Below are 15,815 nucleotides of genomic sequence, written 5' to 3' on the forward strand. Positions count from 1 at the left end.
CCGCGCCCTCAGAGCAGGCCGATCCCGAACATCTCCTCCTCCGGGATATGGGACAGCAACCGGATCCGGGCCGCCGCCGGGCGCCCGCTGCCGTGCCCCGGCAACGCGAACTGCCGCAGTCGTTCAGCCACTTGCTCCGCGGTCCGGCCGAAGCCGATGGCGTGACTGAACGCCGTCTCGCGCCAGGTGCCCTCCGGGTCGGAAACCACGGGGCCCGAAGCCAGCACGGCCGGCACGTAGCCGAGCAGGTGCAGCTGATACGCGAACAGGTCACGCAACTGCGACTCACTGCCGTCAACCATGTCCTGCGGCAGGGCGTCCAGCACCAGCAACGGCGGTGGTTGCCGCCGCTGCTCGCACAGTCTGCGTACGGCCCCGTCCACATCCTCGGGACGGATGGACCGCGCGCTACCCGGCAGCCGCAGGGCCGCGCCCCGGTCGAGGGGACGCATCTCACCATGGAGCAGGATGACGTCGACCGTCCTGTCCGGGTCCAGCCCATCGCTCCCTCCGGAGAACAGGAAGTTCTCCGTCACCGGCCAGACGACCGGAGCGCCGGAGGGCGCGGACGGCGCACTGCCTCTCGGTGGAACCACGGCCCGCGGGGCGCTTCCCACGGCGGTATCGCCCTGGACATCGATCTCGACCTGGGTGACAGCCCGTTCGGTGGCAACCTCCAGCACGGCCTGCCGCAGATGCGCCGGCACACCCCCCGGAGCCTCGCGTTGCAGCGCCGCCCATACCTTCCGCCAGGCGTCATCGGGCTTGCCTGCGGGCAGGGTCTCCCCCTCGTAGCGCCCGAGCCGTTGCAGGGCGAACTGCAGATTCTGACGACGCGACTCCTCCAGCTGAGGCGAGTGCAGCCGCTCGGCCAGAGCGTCGGCGGACAGGCCGACGTCGGCGCCGTGCCGAGCGGCCCGCAGATGCCATTCGGTTGGCGTGGCGGTGGCCGGGCCGAGGAGCGCGGCGGCCTGGACGGCGGTCTTGTTCGTCCGCCATCTTCCAGTGTGGTGCGCCCTGGCCAGCAGGTCCGCGGCGCGCAGCACGGGCCGTTGGGGATCCTGGGGGTCGGCGGGCGGCAGGGGGGCGGGCACCAGATCCGCCGGCAGCAGCCGGTGCAGCTGCAACCAGGTGGCATGCACCCGGCCGTTGCCCCGGCCCAGCAGTTCGACGGCCGCGCGCATCTCGGCCGCCACGCGAGGGGCGGCGTCGGCGCCGAGCAGGCGAGCATGCAGCTGCGCCGCCCACAGCGCCGCGAGCCCGGCCGCCTGTGGATCTCCGCCGCGCCCGGTGCGGCGCCGGGCCAACAGGCGTTGGGCGGCGTCGATTCGCGGCCTGTCGGTGAGCAGCGGTTCGTCGGCGACAGGGCCGTACAGCCGTACTTCGTCGGCGAGCAGCATCAGCCGGCGGCCGGTGTCCGGGATGGACTCCAGCGCCACAGTGATCGTCGCGAGATGCACCTTGGCTTCCTGTGACCGTCCGCACACCAGGGCGTGCAGCCCGTACGCGAGCCACTCGGCGGGAGTCGGCGGGCTCTGCCCGTCCACACCGTCGCGGCGGTCCCGCAACTGCGCCGCCCATGCGGCCAGCAGCTCAACCACGTCGTCCGTGCGCCCCCAGCGGTGCAACAGGACGCACTCCGCGCGGTTGACAACCGTACCCGCCGCGCCGCGCGGGTCCTCGCGCAACGGCCTGGCCCGGGCGATCCACCGGCCGGCCAGGGCCAGATCTCCCGCGTCGGCCAGGGCGCTGGTGGCGCGCAACGCCATGACCGACAGCCGCTCCTCGTCGTCGGAGGCGCGGTTCATCGCCCTGCCGGCATTGGTCTCGGCCTCTTCGAGCTCCAGCATCGCGGCGTTGGCCTGGGCGAGAACCATGAGCGTGTCAAAGGCCAGCTCATGTTCCACCTGGCCTGAGACCGCGGGCAGAGTCAACTCCCGTAGCAGGGACTCGGCGGCATCCGGGGCACCGGCCAGCAGGTGGGACCTGGCTCGCAGAATGTCGGCACGCAGGGCCACGCCATCCAGAGCCGAGCCGCCGGGCAGCTCCCGCGACACCGGTGTGCCCGACCTCAGATCCGCCTCCGCTCCAGCCAGCAGCACCCAGTCCGGCGTTCGGCCGGTGTGCTGCTCGGACTGCGTCTCGTAGCGCTGCAACCAGTTCCGTACCAGGTCCGGGCGGTCCGCCAGCTGCCAGTCCCGTACCGCATACCGGGCGACCAGCATTGCCTGCGGGGCCCGGCGTTCCACCGCCATGTCGAACATCCCGGTGAACATGCGTTCGGCCTGCGCGTGGCTGTGGCTGCCGTCGTCCTGGGTGCGGCCGATGCGGACGCGGCAACTGGCCAGCAGGAGCCGGGCATCGGAGACCCAGAGGTCCTGAAGGCTGTCGCGGGGCTCCGGGTCACTCCCGTACGAGTCCAGGACGCGCCGCAGCTTCTCGTCGGCAGCCAGCACCGGGCCGGCGCCGGTACGTACCCCTTCATGCAGCTCGAGTGCGGCGGCGATCAGCTCCGCGCGGCGTTCGTCGGGTCGTACCGGAGGCTCTCCCGTGACGCTCATACCGGCCCGTTTGCGGGCCAGTTTCAGATACCGGTTGACGTCCCACCAGCTGTGCCTGTCGTCGTAGAGCACGGCGTACAGCTCGCCGTAGGCCCGTTCCAGAGCGATGTCGTACCAGAGCTGAGGCGGCATCACCCGGGGGTCGGGCTCACCGAGGCCTTCCCGCTCGCTCTCCGCGGTCTCCAGATCCGCGCTGAGCAGCCGGTCGGCGAGGTCGATCACGGTGGCGAAGGCTCCCCGCCGCCAGGCACGGGCGACTTCGCGGTACCAGGTCTGGGCTGCCGACCACAGCTTGTCCTGATGGCCCCGCTGTCGCTCGGCGGCGTCGTGCAGCTGGTGGTAGACCTGTTCGGCGACCCATCCGGCGGCCTCGTCGTGGTTCTCCCTCTTGCGTGCCTGCTCGGCGAGGTCCGCACAGCGCTGGGCGCCGTCGCGGTGGAGCCTCTTCCAAGCCGACTCCTCGTCCGAGCGCATGCGCCGGCGCAGTTCGCGCCGCACGTTCACGTGCACGAGCAGGCGCTTGTCCTCGGCTTTGATCCACGCCGAGCGTTTGGCGTACTTGATCAGGCTGTCCCACAGCTCCATGGGATCCTCACCGGCCGAGGATCCGTCACTCCCGCGGCGTCCGGTGTCCAGCAACGGCACGAGGACCTTGTCGAAGTACTCGCGTGTGGGATGCCGGGCGACAGAACAGTAGGTGAGGGCGAGGCTCGTGCGTTCGTCCTCGATGTTGGCCAGTTCCCGGTCCACGACGAACAGGTAGAGCGACTTACCGGTGGCGGAAGGCAGTTCGGACGGGGTGTCGGCGAGCAGCGCGAGAATGAGGGGGGTGAAGCCGGGCGCCCCCTCGATGTCCTGCTCGCACACACGCACTATCCGCTCGGCCTGCCCGGCGTCGATTCCACGGAGGTCCCGCAGATAGCAGTTCGCCTGCCGGGCCGTGAACGGCCCCAGTTCCAGCGCCCGCCAGGGCACCTTGCTGAAGGCGTCCTGGAAGACGGTCCTCTCGGTGACGTCCGCGCGGCCGGAGAGTACGACACGCAGCCATGAGATCTTCCGGACGAGTTCACCGAGCAGTTGCAGCAGGCCCGCGAGTTCGGACGAGCCCGCCTGGAGGAGTTCGTCCGTGGTGTCGAGGCACAGCAGAAGGGGTGCCTGCGCAAGGCCGTTCAGGGCATCGATGAAATCGGTGACCAGGCTTTGTGGGGGGGGCTCGGTATGCCACTGGAAAGGAGTGCCGTCGGAACTGCCGAATTTCGGGTCGAGGTCCCGTCGATATTTCGCGTACTTCCGGCTGAATTCCTTGAGCAGTCCGGCTCTGCGGTTGTATCCGAGCGCCTGCTCCTGTTCCACGAACCGCTCAGCGACCTTCACCAGCAGCAGTGCCGGGCGGGCCAGGAGCCGGTCTATGACCAGCGTCTGGACGTCGCAGACGGCGGACAGCACCGGGGGATCCTGCTGTGCTCCGTGCCTCGCCACGAGCCAGGCCAACTGCGTGCTCTTGCCCATACCGCCCGGCGCGTGCATGTGGATCACCTTGGGCGGGCCAGGTGGCATGTCCTCGTTGTCCTCGTGAATCAGTCCGACGCGAGGTGGCCCTGTGCCGACAACCGCCGATTCCAGAATGCCCTCCAGCTCCGGGCGGGAGAGATAGTCCCTGGTCTGCTCGAAGTACTCGCGCAGACCCGCGCCCATCGCCAACCGGCGTTCGGCCCGTCGCCGACGGTCCAGCAGATCGCGCCAGGTCTCATCGGCGGCGAACTCCCCCAGTTCGTCCGGCGCGACGGCCTCCGTCAGCCGTCGGCAGACCGTGAAGTCAGCCACCGCCTCGAACGCGGCGTACCAGCTGTCGAAGTGGCGAATTGCCTGGTCCCGGTCCCCCGCCACCACCAGCAGCCGCAAGCGCTCCACCATCGCGGTGTCGCCGTCCACGGTGGCGAGGTGACCGGCCAGTCGCAACGCCGTCTCAGCCATGCCGGCGGGGCGGCCGGTCCTCGGGTCGACGCCCTCGGAGTCACGCCACCAGGCCGCCCAGGCACCCATCCGGGTCACCCCGTTGATCTGGAACCACCCGGTCTCGGCGGGGTAGGCCACCAGTACGCGTCGTAACTGCCCGAAGGAGTAGTCGAGGTCGCTGGCGGCCGCGTCGAAGGCGGACTGGCTGACGCAGGTCATCAGACTGCAGCGCTTCAGCACCTCGTACCGCACCTGGTCGCGATCGCGCGAGCGGTGGAAAAGACGGTACGACTCGTCGTACATGCCGACCCCGACGTCCAGGGCCCGTGACCCGAATCCCATACCCCTCGTCCCCCTCTCTCAGCCAATCTGGGTTACGGCAGCGCCGTACACTTCGTTCAAGAATTTGGGCCCGAAATCCCCGGTGATCATTCTCAGTTTCTCCCGCACCATCTCCTGCCATTCGTGATTGTCGTGCCAGTCGTACATCAACTGGACACCGAGCTCACGCAACAGTGGACCGGCGCGCAGCGACGGCCACGGCTGGAGGGTGATGTGGTGCGGGGAAGGGGTGAAGCATTCGAGCCATTCCGCCGCTTGACTCCCCGGGTCTCTGGCGGTAGTCACGATGCTCACGACACTGCGGCTGTGCAGGACGGTGTCGAACAGATGGGTCACCAGGCCCGGCGCCTCGCTCCGCTCGGCGTCGGTCTCGGCAAAGTGGTCGAGCGCGAGTACGAGGTGGGTGCCGGGCGGTGCCAGCTTGACGACCAGGTCCGTCGCCTTCTTCAGGATGTCCTCGCGGGTCACGCCCATGCTGACTTCGTGGCCACCCTTTCGGTGGCCCTCGCGTAGGCGGTCGATGTCACGGACCAGGGCATCGAGATCTTCGTCGATGCCCCATCCGCCGTTGCGCCCGCTGTCCCGCTTGACGCTCTCGGCCAGCAGGGCCACCGTCTCGACGACCACATCGGGCCGCGGTCCAGGCGGGGCTCCGGCGGGCCGCAGCGGCATGTTGCTGCGCAGCTTTTTGAAGTTCAGATAGAGCGCCCGGCATTGGGGCCGTTTCTCCCAGACCCGGAGCAGCGAGAGCATCAGGCAGGTCGTCCCTATCTGGTCCCCCGCACCGCTCCCGGACAGCACGATCAGCTGCTTGAAGTGTGCCCCCGACTCCAGCAGGTCCAGTGCTTTCCTGCGCTGCGCGACCCGGTCGGTGGCTCCGATCAGCGGCTGGTAGAGCTCGTGGACGTCTTCTCTGTCCTGGGCGGCAGGAGCGGCGACTTGGGCAGGGGGCCCGGGTAGGACCCGGCCGGGCAGGCAGTTCACCGTGACGGAGGCGGCGGCCAGGGGCCCGTGTTCACCAGTGACGGCACAGGCCACAGCGTCGTCTATGCCGCGGCCCTCGGCCAGTGCCTTGTACAGCGCCTTCACCGGCGAACAGAGATCGCTGGTGTACTCCGGCCAGGGCGTCAGGGATATCGCGGCCGGCACCGGATGCGGCGCGTCCGCCCGCACATAAGGGCGGAGCAGTCGGTGCGCTTCCGGCGGGGTGGCGGCACTGCTGGAGACCACCAGCCGGACGGAGGAAAGATTGAGCCCGCCAAGGGCGTACGGACCGTCCACCCGCAGGTCACGGGCGGCTTCTCCTGCGAGGTGGAGCACATGGGGCTGGATCTCTTTGAGGGATTCGGCAAGGGAATCGTGACTCGCTGGCCCCGGGAGCACGTCGACCTCCCACCGCTCGGCGTGCGCGGAGAGGGCGGCATGTACGGCCACGTCCTCGTGCCACGTGGGTTCCGCCCCCTGCTCCACGCTCGGATCCACCCCAATCACCAGTACCCGCAACGGAAGATCGCGGAACGACATCGACTCACCTGGCTGAAAATTGCCCGCTCCGACCTCACTGCGCAGCACGGTGACCGGTTGCGTCACGCCCGCTTCCGACGTCTCGCGCGCCAAGCCTTCCCAGTCGATGTCGTGCAGCTCGGGAGCGTGGATGCGCAGCACGGCCAGAGCCATAGCACCGATGCCGCTGTCGGGCGCCGGCGTGGGCGCCGCTGCGGGTGCCGGCGGGAAGAATCCCGCCAGCGCGCCCCACAACGCCCTGCCCTGCCCGTCCGGTTCCGGCGGGACAGGAATCACCGGAGGCTCCGTAACCCCATTCTCCTCGAATATCGTCGCCTTGACGCTATAGGCCGCCGTGGATGATCCTTCGGCGGCTTCGAGCCTCAGGTGAACAACACGCGCCATTCATCTCACCCCCAATATCAGGGGAAGTCCTTGGAGGAACCTAGACATCCGCTGTAATTCTCTTGAAAGCTTCCGTCAACTCCGCTTCGTCATCGACGACATTGCGGAGCAGCCGCTCAGGATCCGGCACGCCGGGTATGCGGTCCCCCCTGGTCATGTCGAGTTCGCCGCGGACGCGTTCGCACAGTTCCTGGTACGTGGCGGGAACCCCGCCGACGGCGCCGCGGAGGCGCCACTCCTCACGCTCGTGTGGCCGACCGCGGAGCAGATACGCTCCGGTGAGATCGCCGACCAACGCCGCATACATCTGGTGGACAGGCGTACTCTCCGTCAAAGGCTCGTACTCACAGGCCAGTTGGTCATCGGCGATCCGCCGGTGACAGGCGCCCACATCCATCGGGGTGCCCTCGACGTAGAACTGCCGCAGCGCTTTGAGCTCGTAGTCCCGCACGGTCTGCATGGCGTCGTGTTCCTCTTTCCCCAATCTCTTGGTACGGGCCCGAAGCGCTCGTTCCCGGAAGATCCGGGCACGGGCCACGTCGGTCATGGCCCGTAGGGCGATGTCGCCCGACCGCTCGATCCTGGGCAGCAGAACGGTCAACTCGGCGTCGTAGGACTCCAGTTGTTCACGATTTCCGTCGAGCCTCCGGTCCAGCCCGGTGAGGCAGCCGTCCACAGCGTGCAGATGCTGCTCCTCGTCGGTCGAACCCTCGAATTCGAGGTACTTCCCGAGACTGAAATGGGCCGCGCGAGCCTGCTCAATGTGAACGGCCTGGGCCTCCGCACCGAGGCCGGGATCCTCGGCCAGCAGGACATGGCTGTCCCGCCGGATGGCGAAGAGCTTCTTTCGCAGGATCTCCCCCTCCGCCGCCTCGTGGTCGGCGGCGCGGAAACGTACGTCGACGAGGGCCTCGAAGACGGCAGAGGTCCGCTCCAGGGCCTGGGTCAGCTCCCCCCGGTCCACCATCACCCTCAGCAGCTCCGTCTCGACAGCGCTGGCGATCAGGCTGACCGGGCTGCCGGGTTCCACATGCTGGAGGTAGTCGTCAGCCACCTCGCTGGCCAGCTGGAGACGGCCGGTATAGCGCAGACCGTTGAGAATCCCAGCGCCCATGGCGGTGGCCAGTGGTGACTTGTCCACGACGACGTCGCCGGGACCTTCGCCCAGCAGCGTCGACAGCCCGGGGCTGGCGCCGTTGACCAGTGCCTCAAGGACCTGGAGGAGGCGGGTGGCCATGGTGGACTGGGCCGAGGCCGTGCCCGATATTCGGTCCCGGGCCCGCTTGAGCCGGTTCATCATGACGTCCAGGCCGTAGTTGTTCCGCGACCTGGCCATCAGTACGGCCATGAACAGCAGGAGCGTGTCCCAGTCTCCGCGGCGTTCGAGATAGGGCAGCGCCTCGCTGATGAGCCGCTGTACATCGGCGGACCCGCCGTACAGCCGGTGCCGCAGCGCCTCATTGGCCCGCCCCGCCGTGTGCTGTATGGCGATCCGGTCCACCTCCGCCCGCAGCGACGCCCCATCGCTCAGCCTCACATCGCTGTGACCCGCCGCGTCGGCGACCGCCGGGTGAACGCGCACCTTGACCTTCGCACCTGCGTTCCCCTCGCCGGGCAGGTCGATCAGGTCGATCAGCGACTCCCGGCACAACCCCTTCAGCAACTCCTCCAACTCCTCGGCCACCGGCTGCCTCCCCGCCTGACCGCTGCGCAGAGCGGCCCAGATCTCGGACAGCAGACACGGTGTCGGGTTGTCGACCTGTGGGCGCAGCAGGATCCGATGCACCGGCCTGAGCCGGCACAGCACGAGAAACAGCACGTACCGAGGGTCGTCGCACGGGATGCGCCGCAGGGCGTCGACCGTCCAGTCCGCGATCTCGCGCCAGGCCCTGGGCCGTTGACCCGGCTCGTCCTCCGCCAGTCGTTCGATCCCGGTGTCGGCAAGGTGGCGCACATATTCCGCGCCCTTTCCTGCCGCCTCGTCCGCGTACTGGAGCAGGCCGGGATGCCCGTCGGCCAACGACAGGACGTCGTGAACGAGCTTGCGCTTCGCCTTGTCGGGTACGCCTTTGGGCGCCGCGCCGATGAGCTTGCCCAGGCGGGGCAGGCTCAGGGCGTACAGGAACGCCTCGTCGGGTGCCAGCAGCGGCACTGGCACATCCGGCATGCTCGCCCCCAGGCCGAGTGGGTACGGGCTGGTGATCAGCAACCGGAATCCCCAGGCCTTCGGAACAGTCATGGCCGCGATCAGCCGAGTCCAGTACGAGTGCAGCCAAGGACTCTGGCCGGGGGCGGCCTCGGGCTCCAGCAGGTTCTTTACGTCGCTGAGGAACACCAGGGCGTTCGAGTGGTTGTTGCTCGTCAACCAGTCGGTGACATAGAGGCAGAGCTGACTGAAGTTGGTCTCGTCACCAAGGAAGTTCTCCAACGTCGCTGGACCCGGCACGATTTGTCCGTGACTCTTGAATGCCTCTCCCATCGCCTCGTCCGCCAGCAGGACGGCGACGAAGTCCTTCAGCGCCTCGGAGGGATCGGCGCTCACCCTCCCGCCGACCGGCGGATACTGCAGGACGGTGCGGTAACCGTCGGCATAGTGGCTGATCAACTCGGTGGCACAGGTGGTCTTGCCCACCCCGTCCATGCCGTACAACACGGCGCCGTTGACCTCGCCCACAGGGAGTTCGGAGAAGATCTCACTTGCGGTCCACATCGTCTTGTGGTGTCCGATGAGACGAGGAGCCGGATGCTGCCGCAGCGGCCCCCCGTTGTACCGGCCCCTCTCCCGCGCGGGAGGCCTCACCCGCAGGCCGCAGGCGTCCGCCCCGTAGAGGATCGGAGCCGCGACGTCCAGGGGCTCGAGCGACGTGCGGTGCTCCTTGATGGCCTCCGCCAGGGCCTGCGGCAGAGTGAGGTGCTTCTGCAGCAGCTTCGCGTAGACCGTCTCCACGATGTCGATCGCGGACCGGTCCGCGATCCGGTGCCGGAAGGCCAGCACTGCGCATCCCAGCTCCCGGGCCAGGACGACGGGGAGTTGGTCGTCCTGCACCAGGTCGTCCGCGGCGGTGTCGGTCGCGGCCGGGCGCAGTGAGCGGATGCCGAACTTCTCCAGTTGGTCCGCGAGAGAGGGACTACCCGCCGGCCGAGTGGTGATCACAGCCAGCCTCAGCCGGAAATCATTGCCTCCGGATTGCAGCATGTCGACCAGCGTGTCCGCATCCAGGGGGGTCTTCCGGCGGCTTGCGTCGACGGCGGACCAACTGCCCGGCACGCCCCGGTCGGCCAGATGCAGAATCATCTGCCACGGTCTGCCGTCGTCATGCTGGCTGGACCGGCTGGCGCTGTCCAGCCGGTCCCTCAGCCGCGCGTGCGTCACGTGGTAGGCCAGGGCGCTCAGTGTGATGTCCCTGCCCTCGCCGTGGGCGGCGATCCTGCGCACTGTCTTGAAGACCCGGGTCTGCTCGGCGTGCAGATCCAGCGGCTCACCCGCTTCAGTGCGGTTGAAGACTCCGACGAGATGGAGAGGGGAGTTGTCCTCAGCCCGGCGGCCCAGATCGACGGCCGACCGGCCGCCCTCGACTGTCACGTCGTACACAAAGGTCAGTTTGCGATCCGCGAGCGAGACCCGGTCTTCAGCCGCCAGGGCAAGCGGGTAGCGGAGTATCTCGCGTTCCAGGCCTTCCCCGTTCAGCTTCACCAGCACCGTCGAGGGCCGCTCCTTGGGCAGCGCCCGCCAGATGGTCTCGGTGAGTACGGATCTACGCAGCCACTCGCCCAGATTCCTCAGAACCCTGGCTTCCCCCTCGTCGTCGAGCGCCCTGTTCCGTATGAAGTCGTAGGGGTTGGTGAGGAACCGGTAATGATCAGGGAGATTCTCCCCGTCCGCACCCGGCTCCAGATTGACGTTCTCGCTGACCTGTCGCGCCCCCTGCTTGAGGGTCAGTTTCCACTTCCAACTCGGCGCACCCCCCTCGTTCTTGGCAAAGTCCAAGACCTCCAGTAAGGCGTCGTACTCCCCCGGCATGTTCTCAGTCCCCCTAAGAACCCCTCGCATATGCCAATGGAGAGCAGGGTAGACCCACGCGGACTGCGCGCACCCCAAAGAGACGAAATAGATGACATGGAATTCTCGGGGCAAGATCAGAAATGCGCAGCAAATTCGAAGAAATCTGCGATTTCAGGCGGATCGATCAAGGAGCCACTGGTCCAGCGCCTCCGGAACCCCCGCGTGGGCCTCCGCGTCGTACAGCACTCCCGGGTTGCCCTGCGTCCGCGACAGCACCCTCGCGGCAGTCCGGGAGGTCGCCCGAGTACGCGACATCGGCCCGAGCAGGGGCAGGGTGCGCGCGATCTCCCGAATCTCAGCGTCGCCAAGCGGGTCCAACGGTACGCGGCGCAAGGCCGGTGCGAGATCCGGCAGATCCGTGCGAGAGGTCAGCAGGAGCTTGCCGGGGCCTTCGGCCGCAGCAAGGGCCTCGATCATTCCGGCCAGGCGGGGGTCTCGGGCGAGGGCCCGATCGGCGGCGTCGAAGACCAGAAGAAGGCGCAGCGAGACGATACGGGCGACGGCCTCGGTCCGTGGAAGATCGCGCGAGATCCCCGCGAGTTCGGGGCGCCGAATTTCCAGATGCCACAGGAAATCCGCGAGGGGATCGGCGCGGGACGGCGTGATTTCCTCAGCCCATTCCGGTCTCGGGTGCCAGACGATCGTGGAGAACGCCTCGCGGTGATCGTGTGCGAGAAGTGACGCACATGTCGTGGCACCCATCCCCGCTGCGCCGTGGAGCACCGCGCCCCGTACGCCGCTCTCCGGTGCCAACGCCACATTCGCGCCCACCATCTCGGGCAGCCGCCCGAAGAAGGACGTCGGCCGATCGGGCAGCGGCCCGGCACTGCCTTCGTAGCGCCCTGGCAGACGTGTGCGGGGCAGCGGCCTGCCCGGGAGTTTCTGGTCCGCGGCGGCGGCACCGTACAGCATCGGCGCGCCGGCGGAGAACAACGGGTAGCGGTGTTCGCCGAGTTCGGGGTCGGCGACAGTCTCCCTCAAGGCGTTGTGCAGGGCCTGAGGAAGGGCCTGCCGATGCCGGAGGAGGTGGGTGTAGAGGCGGGTGGAGAAAGCGAGGGCGAAGCCGTTGCCCACGGGGAAACGCATTGCGACGACCGCACAGCCCAGATCGTCCGCCATGGCCGAGGCCAGCGAAGTGAGTGCGGAATGCGGTGTGTCTGTCGCGTCGGCGCTTTCCGGGCCCCCGGCACCGGGAACCTCGCCGCCCGACCAGCACGCCGACAGGACCACCAGGCGCACGCGGTTCCGCGCCCGGCCGAACAGCTCGACCAAATCCTGGGTCGTCACCTGGTCCTCAGTGCCGTCCGGGTGCTCCAGGCGCAGAATCCCAGGGAGGCCGTGGGCGACGACATGGATGATGTCCCACCCGTCCGGCTCGTCCAGCATGCCGCGCAGCGTCGACCGGCCCACCCCGAACTGCCGCGTTCTCAGCTCCAACGGCAACGCACCGCTCTGCCCGCCCACCGCGAGTTCGAGCAGTTTTCCGCGCAGGGCCGTGCGATGGGCTCCGAGGTCCAGCGTGGCTGTGGCCCGCGGCAGGCTGAACAGGGCGAGCATGCGCAGGCGCGAGGGCAGGACCGGCGCACCACGTGGGACGACCTCGGATCGCGACCCCACCCCGCGCACCATGGTCGTGCCGTGCAGGGCCAGCGGCTGGGCACCGTGCGGCGCCGACGGCCGGTCCTCCACCAGCGCCAGCTCCCACGGCAGCGCCTCGAAGTCGGCCAGTTCGGGGGGCAGTTCCAGCCGCACCACGGCCGGGCCTAACTCCTTGAGGTGGCCGGCCATCTCCCCCAGCCCGACGCACGCGATCCACTCCCCCGCGGCCCGCACCTCGTCCTCGATCCGCGGGAGCCCGTCCCGCTTCCCGCGCAGCACGGCAATCCGCTGCGGAAGCGCGTAGAGCCGGTCCAGTTCCACAAGATCACCACCATCGAGATGCACTCGCGCGGTTTTGGTTCTGAAGGTGTCAGGCCGCTGGAGAACCCACCTCCAAGACGTGGGACGGCCGCCTTCCGCAGCACGACGACAGTGGGAGATGGTGAGCACTGCGGATCGGATCATGCCTGCTTCGGCCTCCTTGTCGCGCGCTTCCCTCCGGTCTCCCGTTATCCGCTCTGAATGACCGTCAAACTCCCTACAGTGAGGCGAAGTTCACCGCTCGGAACGATTCGGAACGATTCGGAACGATTGGGACGCCAATGCCCAAGGACCGCCACAAGCAGTACATCGGGGAAGTGCGCGCCGCCATCGGGATGCAGCCGTCGTGGCCGCCCGACGCTCATCGAAAGCTCGGCGACGTGGGCCTGTTCAGGAACGGGCAGTTCGAGCGCAAGGGCACGTTCACGACGTTGTACGGCGTCGATATCGTGCCTGCCCCTGCGCGCAAGAGGCGCAGCTCCTACCACTGCGACTCGAACGGCACCGTGCAGATTCATCTCGACGCGGCAGCCGACGCCGGTGGCGGTCCCGTAACGGCAGACGCCTCGCTCGTCCTGGAATTCGGCAAGGCCTACGCAGTGCTCTTCCACGCGACAGGTTGCTGGTCCGAGGAGATCAAGAACATCGAGGCAGTCGAGGCCAAGATGCTGGAACTGCGCGCAGACAACAAATGGAAGCGCGATTACGTAGTGGTGACCGAGGTCACCCACGCCGCGAACACCACGGTCCTCATGTGCAAGAACCGCAAGGACCGCGTTGAGCTCAAGGCCAACGCCGACCCCGGCATCAGCGGCCTGGACCTGCTCACGGCATCCGGCGGACTGCGCTGGACCGGCGGCTCCATGGCGAGCCTGCAACTCCTGTCCGAGGGCAAGCTCACCCCCCTCTACCGGGTGCGGGGCATCCTGCGGCATTGGTTCCGCGACGACGAGCCCGGCTACCTCGACGACGCTGAGCCCGAGGGCGACGAAGCCGAGGCCGAGTGGTACGTGGACGAGGTGAGCAGCCAAACCTTCGACGGGGACGACAAGGAAGAGACCGGCGGAAACAGCTGAAGGAAAGCAGGCTGACGGTGGTACGGACCACTCCTCCACTGTCAGCCTGCGGAACCCGTAGAGATCCAGCGGTCACCTCAGGGGCTGATCCCGCGTCAGCCCTCGGTCAGCACGATGTCCTGCTGCTGCCTCGCGTGGAAGTTCGGCAGCGGCAGGCCGCCCGGGCCGGGGCTCAGTTCCATCAGGGTGGCCTCGACGTGGGCGGCGCCCGGGGTGAGGGTGCCGGGCGTGCGCTTCTCCGAGTTGGTCCAGGGGTGCACCGCGCCGTCGCAGACCGCCGAGGTGCCGCCGATGCCCTGGCGCACCCGGGGGTCGCCCTGCGACACCGAGGAGGACACGAACACCGGGCCGGAACTGCTCAGGCAGCGGTAGGTGCCGGAGAGGGTGACGGTTCCGTCGGCCGCGACCCGACCGGTGGGGTCGACGGTCACCTGGTCGTACGGTCCGGACTGCGCGACGGCGGACGGGGCGGCGAGCAGGAGCAGCGCGGCGGCGGTGGCCGCGCCGAGGACCTGGCGCACGGACATGGGGATACCTCCTGGAACGGGGGCCTGAAAAAAGGGCGCTCCACAGGTACCGGTCCACGGCCCCGAAGGCGGCGTCCGGCACCCCGAGGGCCCTGATCATCACTCCTTTGGTGGCGAATCCGCACCGTCCGTCTTGGGGACGTCCAAGTGTTGTCCGCGTGTTGTCACGCTTCACGACCCGCTGTTCCGATGAGTTCGCCGCGCGAGCATGGTCTATGTATGCGAGGACGGCGCAACGCCGTCGGAACTCATCGCATACGACGTGGAGGTGCGCCATGTGTTCACACCAGTCTTCGTTCCCGTCCGCGGACAGCAACGCCCCGCACATCGTGGCGGCCCACCCCGAGCAGGGCTGGAACCTCCTGTGCAACGGCGCGATCGTCTTCGACGACACCGGCGAACTGCACCCCGACGGCAGCGTGGTCGCTCCCCGCCGGGTGTTCGTCGAGCAGCTGGCCGTCGCGGCCTGAGTCCGTTCTCCTTCGGCCGGGTCCGGCGCCGGCGCGGTGAGCCCGTCGAGCTCGACCGGATCCACCTGCGGCGATCCCAAGTGATCTTCGCGGACTAGAGTGATCAACGTGTCAGAGCAGCACGCACCACGGTCCCTCATCGTCACGTTCTACGGCGCGTACGGCCGTTTCATGCCCGGCCCGGTGCCGGTGTCCGAGTTGATCCGGCTCCTCGCCGCGGTCGGCGTGGACGCACCCTCCGTACGGTCGTCGGTATCGCGGCTCAAACGCCGCGGCCTGCTGGAACCGGTACGTACGGCAGCCGGCGCGGCCGGGTACGCGCTGTCGCCCGACGCGCGGCAGCTGCTCGACGACGGCGACCGGCGGGTGTACGCGACGGAGCCTCCCAAGGACGACGGCTGGGTACTCGCCGTCTTCTCCGTTCCCGAGTCCGAGCGGCAGAAGCGACATGTGCTGCGCTCGCGGCTCGCAGGTCTGGGTTTCGGGACGGCGGCCCCCGGGGTGTGGCTCGCCCCGGCCCGGCTCCACGAAGAGGCGCGGCACACGCTGGAGCGGCTGCGGCTCGACCCGTACGTGGAGCTCTTCCGCGGGGAGCATCTGGGCTTCGCCGCGACGGCGGACGCGGTGGCGCGCTGGTGGGACCTCGCCTCGATCGCCAAGCAGCACGAGGTGTTCCTCGACGAGCACGCGCACGTGCTGCACGCCTGGGAGCGGCGCGCGGACACCCCGCCGGAGGCGGCGTACCACGACTATCTGCTCGCCCTGGACTCCTGGCGCCATCTCCCGTACACGGACCCGGGACTGCCCGCCGCGCTGCTTCCGCAGGACTGGCCCGGCGCGCGTTCGGCCGCCGTCTTCCGGGCACTGCACGAGCGGCTGCGGGACGCGGGGGCGGCTTTCGCCGACGTACCCGGGCGGGGCTAGGCGCCGGCTCCCGCATGCCGGAAAACGGACATAGGCATCAACTCGGTACGCAGGGGCGGCTGTGGTGT

Annotated in this window: 8 protein-coding genes; 3 read left to right on the forward strand and 5 right to left on the reverse strand. The window is 68.6% G+C overall.

Annotation, left to right across the window (positions count from 1 at the left end; genetic code table 11):
• Positions 1 to 8: 8 nt before the first annotated feature.
• From OG266_RS10560 to OG266_RS10575, 4 genes are all read right to left on the reverse strand, one after another.
• Entirely contained in the window at positions 9 to 4,859 is a 4,851-nt protein-coding gene (locus OG266_RS10560) for a hypothetical protein (protein ID WP_371544955.1), read from the reverse strand.
• A gap of 18 nt (positions 4,860 to 4,877) precedes the next feature.
• Positions 4,878 to 6,767 (reverse strand): hypothetical protein, encoded by a 1,890-nt coding sequence (locus OG266_RS10565; RefSeq protein ID WP_371544957.1) that lies wholly within the window; start codon positions 6,765 to 6,767, stop codon positions 4,878 to 4,880.
• 40 nt (positions 6,768 to 6,807) lie between these two features.
• The gene (locus OG266_RS10570; RefSeq protein WP_371544958.1) at positions 6,808 to 10,755 is read right to left on the reverse strand and encodes a hypothetical protein; all 3,948 of its coding nucleotides are present in this window, start codon (positions 10,753 to 10,755) and stop codon (positions 6,808 to 6,810) included.
• A 186-nt stretch (positions 10,756 to 10,941) separates the two neighbouring features.
• Positions 10,942 to 12,750, reverse strand: coding sequence for a CHAT domain-containing protein (locus OG266_RS10575; protein WP_371544960.1), 1,809 nt, complete (start codon positions 12,748 to 12,750; stop codon positions 10,942 to 10,944).
• Positions 12,751 to 13,031: 281 nt separating this feature from the next.
• On the opposite strand from OG266_RS10575, the gene OG266_RS10580 reads away from it, so the two are divergent.
• Entirely contained in the window at positions 13,032 to 13,826 is a 795-nt protein-coding gene (locus tag OG266_RS10580) for a hypothetical protein (RefSeq protein ID WP_371544963.1), read from the forward strand.
• A gap of 95 nt (positions 13,827 to 13,921) precedes the next feature.
• Here OG266_RS10580 and OG266_RS10585 read toward each other — a convergent pair whose 3' ends face one another.
• Positions 13,922 to 14,353, reverse strand: a complete 432-nt coding sequence (locus tag OG266_RS10585) for a DUF6299 family protein (RefSeq protein ID WP_371544966.1) — start codon at positions 14,351 to 14,353, stop codon at positions 13,922 to 13,924.
• A 275-nt stretch (positions 14,354 to 14,628) separates the two neighbouring features.
• Between OG266_RS10585 and OG266_RS10590 the strand changes: the two genes are divergently transcribed.
• Both OG266_RS10590 and OG266_RS10595 read left to right on the forward strand, forming a co-directional pair.
• The gene (locus OG266_RS10590) at positions 14,629 to 14,823 is read left to right on the forward strand and encodes a DUF5999 family protein (protein ID WP_266474166.1); all 195 of its coding nucleotides are present in this window, start codon (positions 14,629 to 14,631) and stop codon (positions 14,821 to 14,823) included.
• A 99-nt stretch (positions 14,824 to 14,922) separates the two neighbouring features.
• Positions 14,923 to 15,747: a PaaX family transcriptional regulator C-terminal domain-containing protein gene (locus OG266_RS10595; protein ID WP_371544968.1), complete on the forward strand. Its 825-nt coding sequence runs from the start codon at positions 14,923 to 14,925 to the stop codon at positions 15,745 to 15,747.
• Positions 15,748 to 15,815: the final 68 nt, after the last annotated feature.

Origin of the sequence: Streptomyces sp. NBC_00554, from assembly GCF_041431135.1 — a bacterium.
In the GTDB taxonomy this organism is placed as follows: Bacteria; Actinomycetota; Actinomycetes; order Streptomycetales; family Streptomycetaceae; genus Streptomyces.